15 protein-coding genes are annotated in these 20,593 nt (G+C 27.1%); 10 read left to right on the plus strand and 5 right to left on the minus strand.

From position 1 onward, the window contains the following. Positions 1-3: 3 nt before the first annotated feature. The 4 genes from NG901_RS00560 to NG901_RS00575 all read left to right on the plus strand — a co-directional run bounded on the left by NG901_RS00560 (position 4) and on the right by NG901_RS00575 (position 3,047). Positions 4-375 carry a hypothetical protein gene (locus NG901_RS00560; protein WP_252211703.1) on the plus strand — a complete coding sequence of 124 codons (372 nt, stop codon included), beginning with the start codon at positions 4-6 and terminating at the stop codon, positions 373-375. Positions 376-482: 107 nt separating this feature from the next. Continuing rightward, positions 483-638, plus strand: coding sequence for a hypothetical protein (locus NG901_RS00565; protein WP_252211704.1), 156 nt, complete (start codon positions 483-485; stop codon positions 636-638). 323 nt (positions 639-961) lie between these two features. Then, positions 962-1,429: a hypothetical protein gene (locus NG901_RS00570; protein WP_252211705.1), complete on the plus strand. Its 468-nt coding sequence runs from the start codon at positions 962-964 to the stop codon at positions 1,427-1,429. Continuing rightward, the gene (locus NG901_RS00575; protein WP_252211706.1) at positions 1,416-3,047 is read left to right on the plus strand and encodes a thiamine pyrophosphate-binding protein; all 1,632 of its coding nucleotides are present in this window, start codon (positions 1,416-1,418) and stop codon (positions 3,045-3,047) included. The genes NG901_RS00570 and NG901_RS00575 overlap by 14 nt, the downstream gene beginning before the upstream one ends. A gap of 391 nt (positions 3,048-3,438) precedes the next feature. Here the strand turns inward: NG901_RS00575 and NG901_RS00580 are convergent, their stop codons facing one another. Then, positions 3,439-3,756 (minus strand): hypothetical protein, encoded by a 318-nt coding sequence (locus tag NG901_RS00580; RefSeq protein WP_252211707.1) that lies wholly within the window; start codon positions 3,754-3,756, stop codon positions 3,439-3,441. Between the two features lie 150 nt (positions 3,757-3,906). After that, positions 3,907-5,082, minus strand: coding sequence for a cation diffusion facilitator family transporter (locus NG901_RS00585; RefSeq protein ID WP_252211708.1), 1,176 nt, complete (start codon positions 5,080-5,082; stop codon positions 3,907-3,909). A gap of 497 nt (positions 5,083-5,579) precedes the next feature. Between NG901_RS00585 and NG901_RS00590 the strand changes: the two genes are divergently transcribed. Next, a complete protein-coding gene (locus tag NG901_RS00590) occupies positions 5,580-6,869 on the plus strand; it encodes a M18 family aminopeptidase (protein ID WP_252211709.1) in 1,290 nt (429 codons plus the stop codon). 241 nt (positions 6,870-7,110) lie between these two features. Then, entirely contained in the window at positions 7,111-9,204 is a 2,094-nt protein-coding gene (locus NG901_RS00595) for an MBL fold metallo-hydrolase (protein ID WP_252211710.1), read from the plus strand. Positions 9,205-9,522: 318 nt separating this feature from the next. On the opposite strand, the gene NG901_RS00600 is transcribed toward NG901_RS00595, so the two are convergent. Next, complete coding sequence (locus NG901_RS00600; RefSeq protein WP_252211711.1) at positions 9,523-9,774, minus strand: hypothetical protein; 252 nt, start codon at positions 9,772-9,774, stop codon at positions 9,523-9,525. Positions 9,775-10,858: 1,084 nt separating this feature from the next. Between NG901_RS00600 and NG901_RS00605 the strand changes: the two genes are divergently transcribed. Beyond that, a complete protein-coding gene (locus tag NG901_RS00605) occupies positions 10,859-13,192 on the plus strand; it encodes a cell wall-binding repeat-containing protein (RefSeq protein WP_252211712.1) in 2,334 nt (777 codons plus the stop codon). A 566-nt stretch (positions 13,193-13,758) separates the two neighbouring features. Next, positions 13,759-15,564 (plus strand): PspC-like choline-binding domain-containing protein, encoded by a 1,806-nt coding sequence (locus NG901_RS00610; RefSeq protein ID WP_252211713.1) that lies wholly within the window; start codon positions 13,759-13,761, stop codon positions 15,562-15,564. A gap of 193 nt (positions 15,565-15,757) precedes the next feature. Here NG901_RS00610 and NG901_RS00615 read toward each other — a convergent pair whose 3' ends face one another. Next, positions 15,758-17,593: an O-antigen ligase family protein gene (locus tag NG901_RS00615; RefSeq protein WP_252211714.1), complete on the minus strand. Its 1,836-nt coding sequence runs from the start codon at positions 17,591-17,593 to the stop codon at positions 15,758-15,760. A 425-nt stretch (positions 17,594-18,018) separates the two neighbouring features. On the opposite strand from NG901_RS00615, the gene NG901_RS00620 reads away from it, so the two are divergent. Then, the gene (locus NG901_RS00620) at positions 18,019-18,264 is read left to right on the plus strand and encodes an AbrB/MazE/SpoVT family DNA-binding domain-containing protein (RefSeq protein ID WP_252211715.1); all 246 of its coding nucleotides are present in this window, start codon (positions 18,019-18,021) and stop codon (positions 18,262-18,264) included. Next, the gene (locus tag NG901_RS00625; RefSeq protein WP_252211716.1) at positions 18,264-18,602 is read left to right on the plus strand and encodes a type II toxin-antitoxin system PemK/MazF family toxin; all 339 of its coding nucleotides are present in this window, start codon (positions 18,264-18,266) and stop codon (positions 18,600-18,602) included. Before NG901_RS00620 ends, NG901_RS00625 begins: the two co-directional genes overlap by 1 nt. A 110-nt stretch (positions 18,603-18,712) precedes the next feature. Here the strand turns inward: NG901_RS00625 and NG901_RS00630 are convergent, their stop codons facing one another. Then, positions 18,713-20,152, minus strand: coding sequence for an undecaprenyl-phosphate glucose phosphotransferase (locus NG901_RS00630; protein WP_252211717.1), 1,440 nt, complete (start codon positions 20,150-20,152; stop codon positions 18,713-18,715). Between the last annotated feature and the right edge of the window lie 441 nt (positions 20,153-20,593).

Consider the following 20,593-nt stretch of genomic DNA (forward strand, 5'->3'; position numbering starts at 1 on the left):
ATTATGAAACTAGAAAAAATAAATCTATTATGTAAATACACTATGAGAGTAGAAGATGATAAATTTATAATCAAGGGAGAAGGATTATTTTCTAAAAGTGATGCAGAAGAGTATCTGGAACTTTTTAAAAAGACTATTAAATCAATGGACATAAGTAATTTAATATTAGTTATAGATAATAGGGAATTTAGAATGAGTTTTCCTGATACTAAATTATTTTATGAAAAAGTATGTAATGCATATATAAGTTGTGACTTTAAAGATAAATATATAGTTATGCCAGAAAATGATATAGCTAATATTCAAATAAAGAAAAATGCTAATAAAGTATTTGATTACATGAAAGTTATTTCAGATATAAATTTTATAAAATAGAATTTAAAAATACTATAAGACATATTTTTATTAGAAATTTATTTTACAATTTAAAAACTGACAAAATTAACTCAAATTATGAGAAAAATGTAAATATATAATATTTTGTGGGATATTATATATTTATATATTATAATTGGAATAAATATGTTCTTGATAAAATGAGTGATCTTTATATTAATTCAAATTTTAAAAAGAAGTATATGCTTATGCCAGCAAGTGCAATAGCTGGAATGCAAATTAAAAAGATATTTAAGTTTTAAATATAACAAGTAGATTATACAATCTATTGTAAAGGTTTAACTTGGGATTTAAACATAATATATAAGAATAAAAAAGAATACATAAGTGATAATAGAAGTAATATTTTTGTTACTTCTATTATTTTATATAAATATTTTTAATAAAACACAGCTTAAAAATAGTATGTTGTATTTGTACGAAAATATGTTTTAATATAATAACAATGTAATATTTATACAAAGTATGAAATATTATGGTAAAATAATAATGATTATACTATATTTATATTATTTTTATAAATAATGTTTTTAGGTAAATATTAAATTTCAGAAAGGAACATATTATGAGCACAAGAGAATTACTAAACAATCTATTCAAAGAATTAGAAGATGTAATATATTATGAAGATGTAGGAATTCACAAAATAGTTGATGATTCTTATATAAAACCATATTACAAACAATTAACAGACATTTCATTTGAAGATTGGAGCAAATATCATGCTTCAAAAATGCTTAAAATAGTTGATGATATGTATTTATCTGAAATGATGAATACAAAAAAACCGCTATTTGTAGACAAGCTTTCTGTAGATACAAGTAAACCAAGTTGTTTAAGAGATTTTGGGATAGTATCAACTTGTCTTATACCATTTTTCTTAAATGATGAAATAGTCTTCTTTATTACTATGCCAATATTTAAAGAAGAACATAAATATTCAGAAGAAGAAAAATCAGAAGCAATAAATATTGTAAAAAAATATAATAAGATTTTATGTATTGAGGAGATGTTTAAACGTGAAATTATCTAAAGCTATAGCAAAATATATTGAAAGTTGTGGTGTAGAATACGTATTTGGTATACCATCAGGAAATGTAGCAAGTATTTATGATGCACTTAATGATACTAAGGTTGAATTTGTAGTAACTAAAAATGAAGCAGGATCAACTTATTCAGCAGGAAAATATTCAGATTTAAGTAAAAAACTTAGTTGTTCAATTTTATGTGGAGGGGTAGGCATTACTAATGCAATAAATGGAATAGCAGATGCATACATAAATAATATTCCTATGCTTGTTATTAGTGGATATGCAGCAAGTGATAGCATAGGCAAAGGTTGTGTTCAAGAATTAGATACAGCACCTATAACTGAAAGCATAACAAAATACAGTAAAACAGTTACTAAAAAAGAAGATGTATTATCTGAATTAGATAAAGCAGTAAAATTAGCAATGCAAGATCCTAAGGGTCCAGTTCATTTATCAATCTCTATGGATTTACCTACAACAGAAATAAGTGAAGACGATATAAAAACTTATGTAGCTGAAAAAATAGATTATAATTATGATCAAGAATCACTAAATACAGCAATTAATATGTTAAATGATGCTAAAAAAGGTATCATATTAGTTGGTAGAGGTGCTAAAGGAAATAGTGAAATTATAAAGAAATTATCATCAAAATTAGGATGGTATGTAGCTACTACTCCTCAAGGTAAGAGCTCAATAGATAGTGAGTTTGAATTTAACATAGGAAACTATGGATTTAATAGTACTGATTTTGCCCAAAATTATGCAGATACAGAAGAGTTAGATTGTGTATTAGTATTAGGATCAAGCCTTGGAGAAAGTGCAACAAGAAACTTTAATGATGCATTATTTAATGATGGAAATAAAGTTATTCAAATAGATAATAAGAAAAAGAGTTTAAATAAAGATCATATTGATAGATTTAAAGTATATTATGAATTATCAGAAGCATTATCAATAATAAATGAAAAAATTGAAGATAAAAATGTGACTTTAAATAAAGTAGAAAAATTAAATAATGATTATGTAAAAGATCATACAGGAATATCTGTTAGAAGATTAGCAGACATGCTTCCTAATATATTAAATCCAAGCACTACTTATATGTGTGATATTGGTGAATTCATGAACTATATGTATAAATATCTGTTTATTCCAAAAGAATCAGATTTTATTGCTAGTTTAAATTATGGAGCTATGGGAAACTGTGTTGCAGGTTCAATAGGTGCAGCATTAAGTGGGAATACAGAAAAATATGCTGTAGTTGTTGGAGATGGATCAGTATTTATGAATGGTAGTGAAATTTTAACAGCAAAACAATATTCATTACCTATAGTATACTTTGTAATAAATAATGCAAAATTAAATTACGTTGACCAGGGAATGACATTCCTATTTGGAAGATCTATTAATGGAGTAGTTCAAGATAGAGTTTCAATAAAGGCAATAGGGGAAGCAGCTGGAATTAAATCATATGAAATAACAGATTTAAGTCAGCTTAATGAAATAAAAGATGAGTTATATTCATGCAGTGAACCTATAATAGTTGAAATAATAACTGATGGTTCAGAAAAAGTTGCAGCAGCAGATAGATTCAAAACATTAAAGAATAAAAAGTAAGAACATGTTTTAGAAAAATATGATATTTTAGTATAAAGCTCGTGGACTGAGAAATTTACTTTAAGAATTCTAAAATTAGTATAGTCCCATTTTAGCTTGCTCCCAATATAAAATTGAGACAAGCAGTAAATGTGACAATACTAATTAAGAAATCTAAAAAGCAAATTTCAATGCCACTGCGCCATTATACTAAAATATCATTTTACTTAAAACATGTAGTTATAATAAAAGGTGGACTGAGTAATTGAACTTAGGAATACTAAAAATGATTATAGTCCCATTTTAGCTTGTTCTCAATGTGAAATTGAGACAAGCAGTAAATGTGACAATAATCATTAAGTATTTTAAAAGTTCAATTTCAATGCCATTTTGATCAGATAAAAATCAAATTTTAGAAAAAAACAAAGCCAATAATTAATAGGATAATTATTGCAATTAAAATGTAAAGTCCTGCATTAGTACTTGTTCCAGTAGAATTTTCTATAGGATTACTTTTTTGATTAGTTGCATTTTTTTCAATTTCTTCAAGTTTTGAACTAATAGTAGAATCATCAAGTTTTTCTTTAGTGGTATTTAAAGTTTCATTAGTTTTTGAAGATTTCTCTTCTTCTAAATCATATCTTGGGAATACTTTCTCAAATGCATAGCATGTAGATGTTATACATTCATTTTTTTCTCCGAGTTCTTTGTTGCAGTAAGGACACTTCATAAAAAATACCTCCTTTTTTTAGAACTTAATTAATTATTTTTTATAAATAAATTCATAACATATATAGTATAAAAACAATAAAAATATACCTCCTATAAAGTAGTTTATGCTTTATAGGAGGTATATTTTACACATTAATATAAATAATTATTAAAGATAATGCTTATCTAAAGTGATTATACAATTATATTTAGGATGAACTGACTTCACTCTTGAACTAATATTATCAATTAGTTCTTCATCTTTTAAAGATGTTTTTAAAGATGCATTTAAAACCAAATCAAATATTAGATTTTTACAGTTTCCATCACCAACGATTCTAAAGTCATGAATAGAATCTATATAATCATATTCATCAATTAATTTTAGAATTTCATCGTGTGCTTCCTTAACCTCACCCTCAATTATACATATAGGGTCCATATGTATAACAAGATAAATCTTAAGTTTTGCAGAAATCTCTCTTTCAGCTTTATCAATTACTTCATGAATTTTCATTATATCAATGTTTGAGGGAATTTCAGCATGTATTGAAGCCATACACTTTCCAGGCCCATAATTATGTATTATTAAATCATGAGATCCAGTAATATGTTCATAAGATAATACCATATCATTTATTCCTTTAACAAGTTCAGGATCAGGAGCTTCACCAAGCAATGGGTTAAGAGTTTCTTTTATTAATGAAAAACCTGAATAAACTATAAATCCAGCAACTATAAGTCCGATAAATCCATCTATAGGAATTGATGTAAACTTAGAAACTAAAAAAGAAATAGCAACAGTACTAGAAGTAAAAACATCTCCTAATGCATCTACAGAAGCTGCTTTTAATGCAGAAGAATTAATCCTATTCCCCATAAATTTATTAAAACCAGAAAGCCAAAATTTAAGTCCTATTGAAATTAAAAGAAGAATAAAAGGTACAATTTCAAAGGTAACTGCTTCAGGATTTATAATTCTAGTTAATGATGATTTTATAAATTGAAAACCAACAAGCATAACCATAAATGCAACAATTAAAGCAGAAATATATTCAATTCGCCCATGTCCAAAAGGATGTTCTTTATCAGCAGGTTTACTTGCCATCTTAAAACCTATTATAGTTATAAGAGAAGATGCTGCATCAGATAAGTTATTAAATGCATCAGCAATAATAGCTATACTTGAAGAAAAAAGTCCAACGGAAATTTTTATTAAAAATAGTATAAGATTAATAAAAATTCCTACAAGCCCTCCAAGAATACCATAAGAATTTCTTACTTTATCATCATTTACATTGTGATTATCTTTAATAAACTTAGTAACTAGAAATTTTGAGAACATATATAATCACTCCTATGCTTTATATTAAATAATTTAATTCTAATACAGTAATTAGTATTTGTAAAATATAATGTTGCTATAATGTAAAAATTAATAGCTAATAATTAAATTTATTGATACTTTTATATTAGGCTATGTTTTAGCAGAGTGTTGATATATGCATAAGCAAAGTGGGCGGAGTAATTAAAATTTCATATAATTTTTTTTATATTAAAGGATAAAATAAGATATAAACTGTATTTTTATATTATAGATTGTTTGATTTAAATTATAGAATTTGATAATATGACTATATTCATACATTTATTGTATATGTAATTTATGTAAATATATAATAATTTTTAGTTATAAATAATAGTCAAAATAATCTTATTAATGTAAGAGCTTCTATAATATTTTAAGATATAATTTATAAATATTATCTTAAAATTGTAATAAATATTAAAGCTATACTGTGAAGGGTGTTTTTTAGCTATTATATTGAAAGGGGAATTTTTATGAACACAGCAAAAGATTTATTAAATTTTATAAATAATAGTAAAAGTGCATTTCATGGTGCTCATCAAGTTAAATCAATCTTAGATAAAGAAGGATTTGTAGAAATTAAGGAATGTGATAAATGGGATTTAAAGCATGGTGGAAAATACTATGTTATGAAAAATGAATCTGCAATAATAGGATTCGAAATTGGAAGTGGAGATATAGCAGAAGAAGGATTTAGATTAATAGGAGCTCATACAGACTCTCCAGGATTCAGAATAAAGCCACATGCAGAAATGACAGTAGAAGACCATTATGTTAAATTAAACACAGAAGTTTATGGTGGTGCAATACTTAGCACATGGTTTGATAGACCATTAGGGGTAGCTGGAAGAGTTACATTAAAAGGAAGCAATCCATTAAAACCACAAGTTAAATTAGTTGATCTAAATAAGCCTGTTTTAATAATACCGAGTTTAGCAATACACATGAATAGAAGCATTAATGAAGGCTATGAATATAATAGACAAAAAGATACATTACCATTACTTACAATGGCTACTGATAAGTTAGAGAAAGACGGTTACTTACTTAAGTTAATTGCAGAAAGCTTAAATGTAGAAGAAAAAGAAATCGTAGATTTTGATTTATTCGTATATGAATATGAAAAAGGATGCTTATTTGGAATGAATGAAGAATTCATTTCAGCAGGAAGATTAGATGACCTTTGGATGGTATATGCAGGACTTGTGGCATTACTTCAAAGTAAATCTAATAAAGCAACAAAAGTTTTAGTGGCACTTGATAATGAAGAAATAGGTAGCTTAACATCTCAAGGAGCAAATTCTTCATTACTTGAAAATATATTAGAAAGAATAACATTAGCACTTGGAAAAGATAGAGAAGATTTCAAGAGATCATTATCAAACTCAGTTATGATTTCAGCAGATTTAGCTCATGCTCTTCATCCAAACTATACAGAAAAGCATGATCCAACAAACAGACCACTTATTGGAGGTGGTCCAGTTATAAAAATTGCGGCATCAGGAAGTTATTCAACAGACAGCTACGCAGCAGCAATATTTAAACAAGTTTGTGAAAATGTAAATGTACCATGTCAAGAATTTGTGAATAGATCAGATGTTAAGGGTGGAACAACAATAGGACCAATAACTGCATCTAAATTAAATATACCAGTTATAGATATGGGTGCACCATTACTTTCAATGCATTCAGTAAGAGAACTTGCAAGTGTTAAAGATAATGAATATACAATAAAAGCATTTACTGAATTTCTTTCATTATAAACATTAGTTTAAAAAATTAACAAGACTGTCTCTAAACAAAAAGTAATTAAGTATCAAGCTTAATATTTTAAGAGTATTAATTAAGAGACAGTCTTTTCATTTGCAAAAATAAAGATACAATTTCTACATAATGTAATTAAATTAATAAAAATTATGCATCTGGAAAAAATTACACCCCAGGGGTGTATATTTATTTGAGAAAATATTCTAATAAAGGTATAATATATGAAGGAAATTTTTGATGGGAGGGATTGTTATTTTTAATTTACAGAAAAGAATTATAGTATTAATTATGGCTACAACATTTATAAGTGGTATATGTCCAAATGTAAATGCATATGCAGCTACAAGTGATCTTTCTAAGTCACAAAAAAATAGCTCATTAGAAAATGAATTACAAAAAGATAAATCACAAGAGAAAAATAATAAAGATAGTAAATCACAAAAAAATAATTTAAAAGGGGACAAGTTATCTGAAAGTAATTCAAAAGAACAGGATTTAAAAGAAGATGTTGATGAAGTTCTAGACCAAGAGGAAAAAACTCCAGAACCAGGTTGGCATGTTATTAATGGAAAAAGATTTTATTTTACTGAAGATGGAATGTTACAAAAAAGAGGCTGGTTTGAAATAGAGGAATACATATATAAAGGAACGGAAACTAATCCTCAAGTATATGAACCAATCTTAAAGAAGAAGGAAAAAGAAAACACTAAAGTTGATAAAGATATACCAGAAGATGAAGACAAAGATGATATAAAATCTGAAGATAAAAAAACAGATAAAAAAATTAAAGAATCTGAGAATAATAATGAAGATATTAAAAATTCAGAAAAAGTAGAAGAAGATAACAAAAAGGGGGAAGAAGTAAACTCTCTTGAAGATAATAAAGAAGAAAATGATACTGATTTAAACAGTACAAGCTCTAAAGAAGATGAGTATGAAATAGTAGATCCTAGTAAAGATCCTAATTATGTACTTCACAAGAATACTTATTATTTTAATGATGATTATTCAGTTGCTATTGGATGGAAAGACTTTAGTGGTAAATGGTATAATTTTAATGAATATGGTGCAATGAGAAATGGTTGGAGCTATATTGATTATAAATGGTATTACTTAGATGATCATGGAGTAATGCAAAATGGATGGATAAAATTAGGTATGGATAAATATTATCTATATAAAACTGGTGAAATGGCTAGTGGAAAAATGAATATAGATGATAAATGGTACTATTTTAATGGTAGTGGGGCATTGGAGACAGGCTTTTATAGAAAGAATGACAAGGAATGTTATTCAAATAAAAATGGTGAAATGTTATCTAATGAATGGATAGAAAATAATGATAAAAAATATTATGTTAAGGCAAATGGGGAATTAGCAACAGGCAATATAATTATAGATGGTAAACCTGAAAGCTTTACTGACAGCGGTTTATATAAAGGTGGCGGAAAAATAGATGAATATCTTTATGTAAAATATTTAGATGTTGGAAATGCAGATTGTATATTTATAAAACTTCCAAATGGAGAGACTGCATTGATTGATACTGGATTAAATACAAAAGATAGTGAAAAGAAAGTAATAGACTTTTTAGAAAGTCAAGATATGAAAGAAGATAAAGATGATAAAAAAATAATCAATCATGTTATAATAACTCATCCTCATTCAGATCATATTGGAGGTCTATATAAAATTCTTAAGAATTTTAATGTAGAAAAAATATATATGCCTGAAAAAAGTTATTTAGAAGATTGTTTGGATTTAGAGGAAACTGGATCAGAATCTGGTGATATCAAGATTATGAAAGAAGACTATAGGGTATTTAAAAAGACTATGGATTTAATAGAAGATCTTGATATAGAAGTTATAAATGCAGTTTATGGACAAGATATCGATGAAGAAGGTATTTTGAAATTTGTTAATAGAGATACGTACTATGCAAAACCACTTGACAAAAGAGTCTCAGCTAATTATTGGGAAATAAATAATCAATCAGCTTTAGTATATTTAAAATATAGTGATTTAGGCGCATTATTTACAGGCGATATAGAATGGCTGGCTGAAAAAGATATAGTAGAATCAGATCTTTTAGCACATTCAAGAGTAGACGTATTAAAAGTTCCACATCATGGAATAAATACATCTTCAAGCTATATTTTTGTAAATTATATTGGAGCAGATATTGGTATAATTCCTAGAGAAACTAATCAAATAATGAAAAATGATGCTTACACTAATTTAGTAACAGGAAGAGTAACTTTATTTGAAACTGGACTTAAAGATGGTGTTTCATTATACGCAACAGAAGATGGATGGAATGTTCAATATTAAGTTCATTTATATTTTAGGCTCTGTTTTAGCAGAGTGTTGATATATGCATAAGCAAAGTGAGCGGAGTAATTGAACTTAGGAATGCTAAAATTAGTATAGTCCCATTTTAGCTTGTTCCAATATAAAATTGAGACAAGCAGTAAATGTGACAATACTCATTGAGAATTCTCAAAGTCCAATTACAATGCCACTTTTTTAAAAAAATATATCAACATATACAAAGTATAAATAGTGAATTTTAAATTGAACATGAAAAAACAGAGTACTTAATGATGTATGTCATTAAGTACTCTGTTTTCTTTTCTCGGGAGTTTAAAATTATTTGTTACAATGTTTAAAATAATTTTTTTCAGGATCAGTGCTATTTAAGTCGGAATTTTCACTAGACGTCATATCTTGAGTATAATCAAATTCCATGGAAGCGATGTTATTTACAACAATATCATCCACGGCTGGATTAGGTAAACTAATGGCAACTGATCCGTCTTCAGAAACACTTTCTATTTTGCTTTGTGTTGGATAATAATCTGTTCTTACCTTAGGTAGATAAGGCGATTTTTCATTATTCATAGAATATCACTTCCTTAATATTTTAAAAAAAGTAATATATTAAAATAATATATTAAAGAAATTAAAATAAGTTAAAAATAATGTTTATTTGGAGGTATTAATATTTACAGTAATATTATTTGAATAAACTCAAATTTAATACTAGGTTAAATTTGTAAAAATTAAAATATCGCATATATTTATATATGCATAAGTAAAATGGACTGAGTAATTAAACTTAGGAATACTAAAATGAGTATAGTCCTATTTTAGCTTGTTTTAATATGAAATTGATTCAGTAATAAAAATCAATAGAAAATATTAATGTTTCTTGAGTTTTTTCTTAAGAAAACCTTAATAGAAGAAAAAATATAGAAATAGGTCCCAAAATATAAAATCAAATTTGTAATGTGTAGTGTAAATAAAAACAATTTATTTATTTTTCTTATCTTAAATCTTATCTTAAAGTCATTTAAATTATAATCCTTTTAGGGTTATTGACTGATTAATAAATCTGCTTAGAGTTATTAAGTAATTAGTAATTCTATTTAGAGTTGTCGACAAAAAAATCAAAAGTAATTTTTAGGTACCAAAAAGAAAAATTTGCTTATAATAGTTAACATGATGGTAAATTAAGCTATATCCTACAATAATTAAAGAAAAAGCCATTATAATTAAACTTTATAAAAGTGCTATTTTAAAAAATTTTAGATATTACAGTGTAAAACTAGTAGATAGGACTCTAAAAGGTAAATAAGAGATTGCCACTACGCTTATTATACTAAGATATCAATATTTAATTAAAATAGAGTTAAAAAATAAAAGTACTATAAAGCAAATATAATAAGAAATAACAGAATATAAAGAATTAAGCTTTAATATAAAAAAATAAAAATTTAAGGCTTTAAGATAATACACAAAGATAAAGAATAATAGGAATTTTGATAAGAAGAAAAATTAATAAAAAGAATTTGATAAGAAGATATATATAAGAAGAATTAATAAAAAGAGATTAATAAAAAGATAAATTTAAATGTAAATCGTACAAGAATAATATTTAAATTTTAAGTTGTAAACACGCACATCGAAAGGGGAAAGAATATATATGATAAAAAGAGCGAACAAAATAACATCATTATTACTAGCAGCGGCGGCGGTGACTTCATTAGTTCCGTCAACAGGTGTACATGCTGCAGATTATAAAAGAATAGAGTCAAAGGATGGTACAGTTTATAGTGCTCAAGCATATAAAGATGGAAACTTTGTTATAGATGGTGATGTGAAAAATGGAGATACTGAAGCAATCTATTTTTTAAGTAATGGTAAATACACAGAATTAGAAGATGTAGACACTGGTTCTGAATTTAACGGAGTATTCAATGAAAAATATCTTGATCTTGATAGTGGAGATTATTTCGTTGATTTAACTAATGGTAAAGTATATGATGATGATTTAAGAGATGATGGGGAAGATGATGCAGCAAATGCATTAAGAAGAAAAATAAAAAATAAAGCAGATGATAGATATTCAGATCATGAGGATTTAAAGAATGACTTAAAAGAACTTAATGGTTCAAAATATGGAGACGCATGGTTTGAAACTAAGTATACTGCAGATGATAAAAAGACTAATGGTGGAGATGGAAACACTGCATCTGATTTAACAGTTTATACAGATATGAAGGGAAATTATATTGATGCTGATTATAATCTAGGCAAAGTTAGAGTAACAGCTAATGGCAAGAGTGTCAGTATAGATAACACTGATAAAGAATTTGAAGTTGCTGGTGCCAAAAAGGCATTAAAGGCTAAAGTTTCAAATCAAGATGTTATAGCACAAGATTCTAATAATATATATAGAAGAGCTACTGTAACAATTAATATTAATTCTTCATTTGTTACTGAAGGTACTACAGATACTGCAACAATAGCTGATGTAAAAGCAGCAATAAACAGTATTGACGGTGTTGATGTAAATGGTAGCGTTAAAAAAGCTATAAAAGATGAAGTTGAAAAAGCAGCTGGTCTAGAAGGGGCAACTATTGAAACTGTTAAAACAACAGCTTCAGCAGTAAGTCTTGTAAAAGGAGAAGCTGATAAATTAACAGCAGATTCAGTAACAACACTTGATGGAATAAAGAATGCTAAAACACCATCAGCAACAGGAATTATAAAAGCAGTTCAAGATGCAATAATTAATGCAGCAGAAAAAGCATTTGGAGAAGCAACAGGAGATGAAGCTACAAAAAATACAAAAGCAATAGAAGCAGCAAAAGCAGCAAAGGTAGAAGCAATAGCAGATGCAACTTTAATTGAAAAAGCAGCAAATGGAGCAAAGGGTGATGGCACTTCTGATATTTTAATAGAACAAATAAATGGAATTAAAATAAATGATCATAGTGATGTATTTAAAAGAGGTGCAAATGGATCAGTAAGTTTTGAAACAATACAAAAAATTTCAAAATCTCAAGCTTCTAAAGATATAGATGGAGCTCATTATGCCAAGAATGTAACTACCTATGTTATATCTGATAAAGATGGTGATAAAGAAGATTTATTAGGTGGAAAATTCACAGCAGTAGGTGGAAAACTTGTTGAATACAAAATAGATGGAGATAATATAAATGCTAAAACTATCGAATTAAAATCAAGATCTGGACATTACTATACTGATATGTCTAAAGAAGAAGATCAAGATTTAGATAATGAAGAAGCATATGATATAGATGTTGATGGTAACATATGGGCTTTAGATGGAGGATTTATCTATAAATTTGATAATGATGAAGATTGGGACAAGGTTTATAAAGTAGACGGTTCTATGGAAAAATTATCAGTTTATGATAAAGACAATATGGTTGCTTGGAATGAAGATTATGAAGTATATTCAATCATAGGTGAGAAAAAATCATCAGAAGATGAAGATAAAGATGATAATAATGAAGTTAAAAAAGGTTGGGACAAAGATAATTACGGAAACTGGATATTCTTTGATAATGAAGGAAATCAAGTTAAGTATCAATGGGTTAATGTAAATGGAACTTATTATTATCTTGATGAATATGGAATAATGCAATCAAACAGATGGGTAAATCCTTTTGGAAATTGGTACTATTTAAATGCAGATGGATCAATGGCTCATTCAGGCTGGTTAAATGATAGAGGAACTTGGTACTATCTAAATGATAATGGAAACATGTTAACAGGATGGCAATATGTAAATGGAACTTGGTACTTTATGGAACCATCAGGAGCTATGAAGACAGGATGGATAAACGATAGAGGAACTTGGTACTATTTAAACGGTAATGGTTCAATGAAAACTGGTTGGCTTAATGATAAAGGAACATGGTACTATTTAGATGGTTCAGGTAGAATGCTTTCTAATACAAGTGTAAATGGATATACATTAGGAGCAAATGGATCTTGGATTAGATAATAGGTATAAATCATATATCTTAGCAATGTATGATATATGCATAAATAAATTGAACTGAGTAATTGAACTTAGGAATACTAAAATGATTAAAATCTACGCTTAAAATAAAATTGGTATTGTGTTAAATTACAACTTTCCCTCGTAATTAAATATCAATATAAATTAAAATAATCAATATACAGGCTATCTCAAATTAGATATTTATATCTATGAGATAGCCTTTAATTATATTAAATATAAGTTTATATACAAAAATTGAATAAAATTAAATTACTTCTATTTACTTGGTATTTTTCAATATAAATACCAAGTATTTTTATTACAATTTATGAAAGTATTTTTAATATATCTAAATTTTATGAGAAAAAAATATAAAAAAATTAAAAAAATCTTAGAAATATTACAAAAAAGTATAAAGAACTACAAAAAAAGTACCGAAATATAAAAAAGTGGAGGTATTATATTACGAAAAGAAAAAAGTGAATAATATTCCACAAAAACTAAAGAAGAAATTTTAGAAAAACTAAAGAAAAAGAAATTTAAGTGGAAAACTAGGAGGAAAAAATATGTTTAATAGAGCAAACAAAGCAACAGCTTTATTAGTAGCTGCTGCAGCTGTAGTATCATTAGTTCCAGCTACTGGAGTTAATGCTGCTGATTATAAGAGAATAGAATCTAAAGATGGTACTGTTTATAGTGCACAAGCTTACAAAGACGGATCTTTCGTTATCGATGGTAATGTTAAAGATGAAGATACTGAAGCAGTATACTTCTTAAATGAAGGAAAATATACTGAATTAGAAGACGTTGATACTGGAGTAGATTTTGACGGAACATACGGAGAAAAATATCTTTCTGTTGATGGTGGAGATTACTACGTTGACTTAACAAACGGTAAAGTAACAGATGAAGATTTAAAAGAAGACAATATTGATGATGCTGCAACAACATTAAGAAAGAAAATCAGAAACAATGCTGATGACAGATATTCTGATCATGATGCATTAAAAGAATCTTCATTAAAAGTAATGTCAGGAAACAAGTTTGGAGAAACTTGGTACGAAACTACTTACACAGCTGAAGATAAATCAACTAATGGTGGAGATGGTGCTACTGCAAAAGCATTAAATGTTTATACTGATGCAAAAGGTAACTACATTGATGCTGATTACAACTTAGGAAAGTTCAAAGTAAAAGTTTCAGATGGAACTACTACTAGCTCAGCAGTAACAGTTGAAAACACTGATGATAAATATGATTCAATAGCAAAAGATGATTTATCAGCAAAAGTTTCAAATGCAAAAGTAATAGGACAAGATTCTAACAACATATATAGAACAGCAACTATAACAGTTAGTGCTGGAACTAACACTGTTGTTGAAATTAACGGAAAAGATGTAACTGCAGCTACAACTGCATTCACAACAACTGATGGATACAAAACAGTATCATTTGAAGTTATCCAAAAGATATCTAAAGCTCAAGCTTCAGGAGATATCGATGGAGCTAAATATGCTAAAACTGTAACTAACTACGTTATTTCTAACGATAAAGCAGAAACAAAAGATTTACTTGCTAATGCAGAGTTCAGCATAGTTGGTGGAAAAGTTATAGCATACACAGTAGCATCTGAAAAAGTAAATGTTCAAACAATAGACTTAAAAACAAGCAGAGGATACAACTACACTGATATCACAAATGCTGATGAAGAAGAAGATGTTGTAGCTTTTGATAAAGATGTAGACGGAAATCTTTGGATTTTAGAAGGCGGATTTGTTTACAAATTCGATAATGATGAAGATTGGGATAAAGTTTATAAAGTAGACGGATCAATGGACAAAATGTCAGTTTACAACAAAGACAACATGGTTCTTTGGAATGAAAATGATGAAGTTTATTCAGTAATTGGAGCTAAAGACGATTCAGTAGAACCTGAAAAGCCAGAAGTAACAACTGGATGGGTTAAAAACTCAGATGGAACTTGGACATTCGTTAAAGAAGATGGAACTAAAGCAACTGGTTGGTTAAACAACAACGGAGCTTGGTACTTCTCAAATGCAGCTGGAATCATGCAAACTGGTTGGATCAACGATAACGGAACTTGGTACTACACTAATGCTTCAGGAGCTATGTTAACTGGATGGCAAAACGTTAATGGTACTTGGTACTTTATGCAAGGATCAGGAGCAATGAAAACTGGTTGGATTAATGACAACGGAACTTGGTACTACACTAACGCTTCAGGTGCTATGCAAACTGGATGGTTAAATGACAATGGAACTTGGTACTACTTAGATGGTTCAGGAAAAATGTTTTCAAACACAACTGTTAATGGTTATGTTTTAGGAGCTAACGGAGCTTGGATCAGATAATTTAAATTAAGCTTTTTATCATATTTAAATTTTATATATTAGGTACTCCCCATGTGGGAGTACCTTTTTTGAACAAATAATTTAATGTGTATAAGTAAAAAATCCAGAGAATTGAATTGCCACCTGTCAAGTTGATAGGGCAAATAATAACTCTGGATTTTTTATTTTAAGTATATTTTAAAATTATATAAATTTATTTAGTTTCTTTTTTGTTTAAGTAATTTAATGCAACCCCAACTCCGAGTATTATCCAAAACATAGGTGCAACACTGACTACTGAATCATTAAACATTCCTGCAAAAAGGTATCCTACAATTCCAAGGCAAGTTACTCCACCTAGTATTTGAGATTCACTGTATTCTTTCTTTAATGCATATAATTTAATACTATCTACAACATAAATTATCATTATACCTAAGAATGCAATTAAAGCTATTAAACCGTTGTTTATTGCAATTTGTAAATATAAATTATGTGGCTTATCTACAATCATGTTAGGAGTATCATAAGCGTAGTATTTACCCATTAAATCATTTTGTGGGAATACATAAGCAAATGTATCTGGGCCTTTACCTAATAATAAAGTTTCTTTAACTAAAGGAATTGATCTTGACCAGATATATCCTCTTGCAGAACCTAATTTTTCTTTTCCTTTAAATCCAAAAGTATCAGGATATTCCACATCTATAAATCTCATTCCGTTTGAATCTCTTAAATGAATGCTATTATCTTCTTTTAATTTAAACATAAATGTTGGATTATCATTAACTTGTAACATGAATAAATCTGCTTTACTAGAAGATTTACTTGATTTACCAAATCTAAATGAAATATTACTAAAGTTTTCATTAGCAGTTTTATAAACTCCATCTACAATATCAAATTGAATAGATTCATTACTAGAATTTCTAAATATATAATTTCCATCTTCATAAGATATCTTTAAAACATCATTTGGAACAGTTATTTCTACATTTTTATCAACATGTTTGATATCACTTATAGGGGTATTTGTCCTATAATCTACATTACTTGTGTTATCAAATACGCTGAATATATCAGAAACTAGAGAAGGAACTCTTTCAAAAAGTTGACCTTTAGTAGCAATGTTACCTCCAACAGCTAAAATAGCAATGCAAGCTAAAGTTATTACAAGAGGTTTCCAGCTTTTAAATATAACTTTTCCAAAGATTATAAGTCCAAAAATTATAGCGACAAATAAACCAATTATACCAGCACGAGATGTACTACCAAATAATAACCATACAGAAAGTAATGAGAATACTCCTAAGACAATCTTATTAATTACTTTCTTTTCAAATATAGTTAAAGAAAATAATATTGGTAATACAAGGCCGACAAAGCTACCAACATAATTGTAATGATAAAAAGTACCATAAAGTTTTCCTTTTTCATATAGTAAGCCTAAGCCTTTTTCACCAATGTTGTATTCACTAGGAACAACTAATGCAATACCTAATTTACTATTAATTAAATCATTACCTATGTATTGAAAAATCCCTAAAAATGAATTAATTAAAACTACAATTAATATAGGTATTACCATGTACTTATAACAATGTGTACTCTTAAATGCATAAATGGAATAAACAAAAATAATCATGTAACATGCAATAGTAATAAATCCTTCAGCTCTATCATAAAATCCAAAGAAAGAAACTTGTTTATACGATGAAAACATCGCTGAAAGGAAAGTACAAATTAAAAACACACCAGTACAAATTAAAATTGCAGTGGTAGTTTTATCTCTTTTTTCAAATAATTTTTTAAATAAACATAAAGCAAATATAAAAAGTATTACAGAAAAAATAGCTAACCAAAGAGCCTTATTTTGTGAAAAGAAATCAGCTTGATTTTCAACTGCATATAAATTTATACCGGCATCATCAAGGTCAACCATCTTTAATCTCACAATAAGAGGTATTATAGTTAATATAAATGTAATAGGTAAGAAAAATCCAATGGACTTTTTCTTTAAATTGTCTTCAATTCTTTCAAGAAGATACATATTTAACACTCCTAAAATATTATTTTTTACGTAGTGTTTATATTTAAGTATAAAGTTCGTTGGACTGAGAAATTTACTTAAGAATACTAAAATAAAGCTTAGTCTAATTAATGCATGCTCCCAATGAAACATTGAGACAAGCAATTAATTAAACAAATCTTCATTAAGAGTTCTAAAAAGCAAATTTCAATGCCAATCTCACAATTATACTTAAATATAAACTTTAAATTTAAAAATATATTTTACAATATAAATTAATTTAAATATTCTTTGTTAGATTAAGTTATATTATATCATTGTAAAGATATGTGGTGCAAGAAATGAGAGGTTTATAAGTTTGTGTTAATGAGTATAGAGATTTTATTATAATTTATTGACTAAAAGTAGATACAATGTATATACTAATAATAAAGGAGTTGATATTTATGTATGCTAATATTCAACGTTGGGGAAATAGTAATGCTCTTAGGTTACCAAAAGCAATTTTAGAAAGTGCATTTTTAAAAGAAAATGATAGAGTTGAAGTTATTGCAAGTGAAGATCAAATCATTATAAAAAAAGCGGAAACTATAAAGCATAAAACTTTAGCAGAAAGATTGAAAAATTTTAATAGCGAATATGAAGCAGAAGAATGGGATACAGGAAAAATAGCAGGCAGGGAGATTTGGTAATGCAATATAATCCAAAACAAGGAGATATTATTTTTTTAACATTTGATCCACAAGTAGGTCATGAACAAAGAGGAAGACGCCCAGCTATTGTTGTTAGTAATAATACTTTTAATAGTTTTACAAGTATAGCTGTTGTTTGTCCTATTACTAATACAAATAGATATATACCAATTCATGTACCCTTAGATGAGAGAACTAAAACTACAGGTGTTGTAATGTGTGATCAAGTTAAATCATTAGATATAAAAATGAGAAATGCAGAGTTTGTAGAAAGAGTGCCACAAGATATTTTGGCAGAAGTTATTGATATAATAATTGGATTTGTTGAATTTGAATAAGTATTACAACTTCATTGCACCTATGCATATATAAAGATAAATTTAAAACGAGTCTAAAAAATAAGCATGTCCTGCACAATTAAGTTAGTTGTATAGGTCATGCTTTAAATTTATATATTTATGTTATTGTGATTTATATTTTCTGATTGTTCAATTATTGATTTATTTTTTATTACTAGCTTTTCATTATTTTTAAAGCCTTTAAATGCTGTTTTGAATAGTATTGATATATCTAATAGTATGTCCCAATTTTCAATGTAGTGTATATCATATTCTATTCTTTTCTTGATAGAAGTATCTCCTCTAAAGCCATTAACTTGAGCTAGTCCAGTTATTCCTGGTTTTACCTGATGCTTTACCATGTAAAGGGGTATTTCGTTTTTAAATTCATCAACAAAATGAGGAATTTCAGGTCTTGGACCGACTAAACTCATATCACCTTTTAATACGTTAAAGAATTGTGGTAATTCATCAATGGAAAACTTACGAATAAAAGATCCAAATTTGGTTTTTCTAGGATCATTATTTGTACTCCAACCACTTTGTTCTTCGGAATTAACTTTCATTGATCTAAACTTATACATTGTAAATGTATTCTTGTTTAAACCAACACGAGGCTGTTTAAATATAATAGGTCCTTTAGAAGTACATTTTATTACTAATGCAGTAAATATCATTATAGGGCTTGTCAATATAATTAAAACAAGAGAACCTATAATATCTACAGTTCTTTTAATAAATGCATTACCAAAGTTATCAAGAGGAATTCTTCTTACATTAATAAGAGGAATACTACCTAGTTGATCTATATAAGGCTTACTAGGTATATACTTATAACAAAATGGTATAATTGAAATCTTTGTACCACTTTTTTCACAAGCAGAAACTATATTTTCTAAATACTTTGCATCTTCAATATCAAGAGCACAGACAACTTCATCTGCATTAAATGTATTTAAAATTTTATATAAATCATTGAAATTCCCAAGTTTACTTCCTTCAAAATTTGAAGAATTAGAAACATATCCAGTATAGCTATATCCAAAACTCTTATTTTCTTTAATAACTTTTAAATATTCATTAGCAGTCTCTCCAGAACCGATAATTATTACATGTTTTAAGTTCATTCCTTTAGAACGCATTTTTGATAGTGTTCTTCGTAGAAAAAATCTTTTTGATGTTATTAAAGTTATATTAACAAAATAAAAAATAACTATTACCCATCTAGAAATATCAACAAATTTAAATATGTATAATAGTGATAAACAAACAGCTGTTAGTATAGTATTAGCTTGAATTACTTGAAAAAATTCTTTTTTAAAAGCCGTTGTTCTAAATGAATGGTATAAATTTAAAAAGTTATATAATATTAAATTTATTGGAACAATAATTAAAGTGAACTGAATATATTTTGCTAATTTTATGTATTCGCTATCTGGTGAAAATACATAAAATCTAATTAAATATGCTAAAACCATAGAAATAAATAAAATTAAAATGTCAGAAAAAGCATTTATTTTATTTAATAAATTTTGATTTTCTTTTATCATTAACATCTTCCTTTTCGTAAATTTTAAATTTAGAAACTTGTCCATCATTTTTAACAAATTAAAAATGACATTAAAGTACAGTATTATATTTAATATATCTTGATAATATCATTGTATGTATAAATTTGCAATGTAGATGAAATCTAGGTTTTGAAAGAAATAACAATAGTAAATAAATGAAAAAGATATAGCTTTGAGTAGTAAAAAAATTTGTAATAAGAGATTTTAAATTAAATATTCATAGAAGTTTAAAAAACATAAATATACTATGAAATTTTGGATAATTTTACTTGACCCAAACTAAAATGAAAAAAGTATTTAAAAAAAGACAAACTATGATACAATATTTATGTTATAGTGTGTCTTTTTTTATTAGAAAATGGGAAATAAGATAAGCTCATACATAAAATAAATTAAGTATTTTAGAAAGGTAAATAGCTA

The sequence above is a fragment of the Clostridium sp. CMCC3677 genome (assembly GCF_023845585.1).
GTDB lineage: Bacteria > Bacillota > Clostridia > Clostridiales > Clostridiaceae > Clostridium > Clostridium aquiflavi.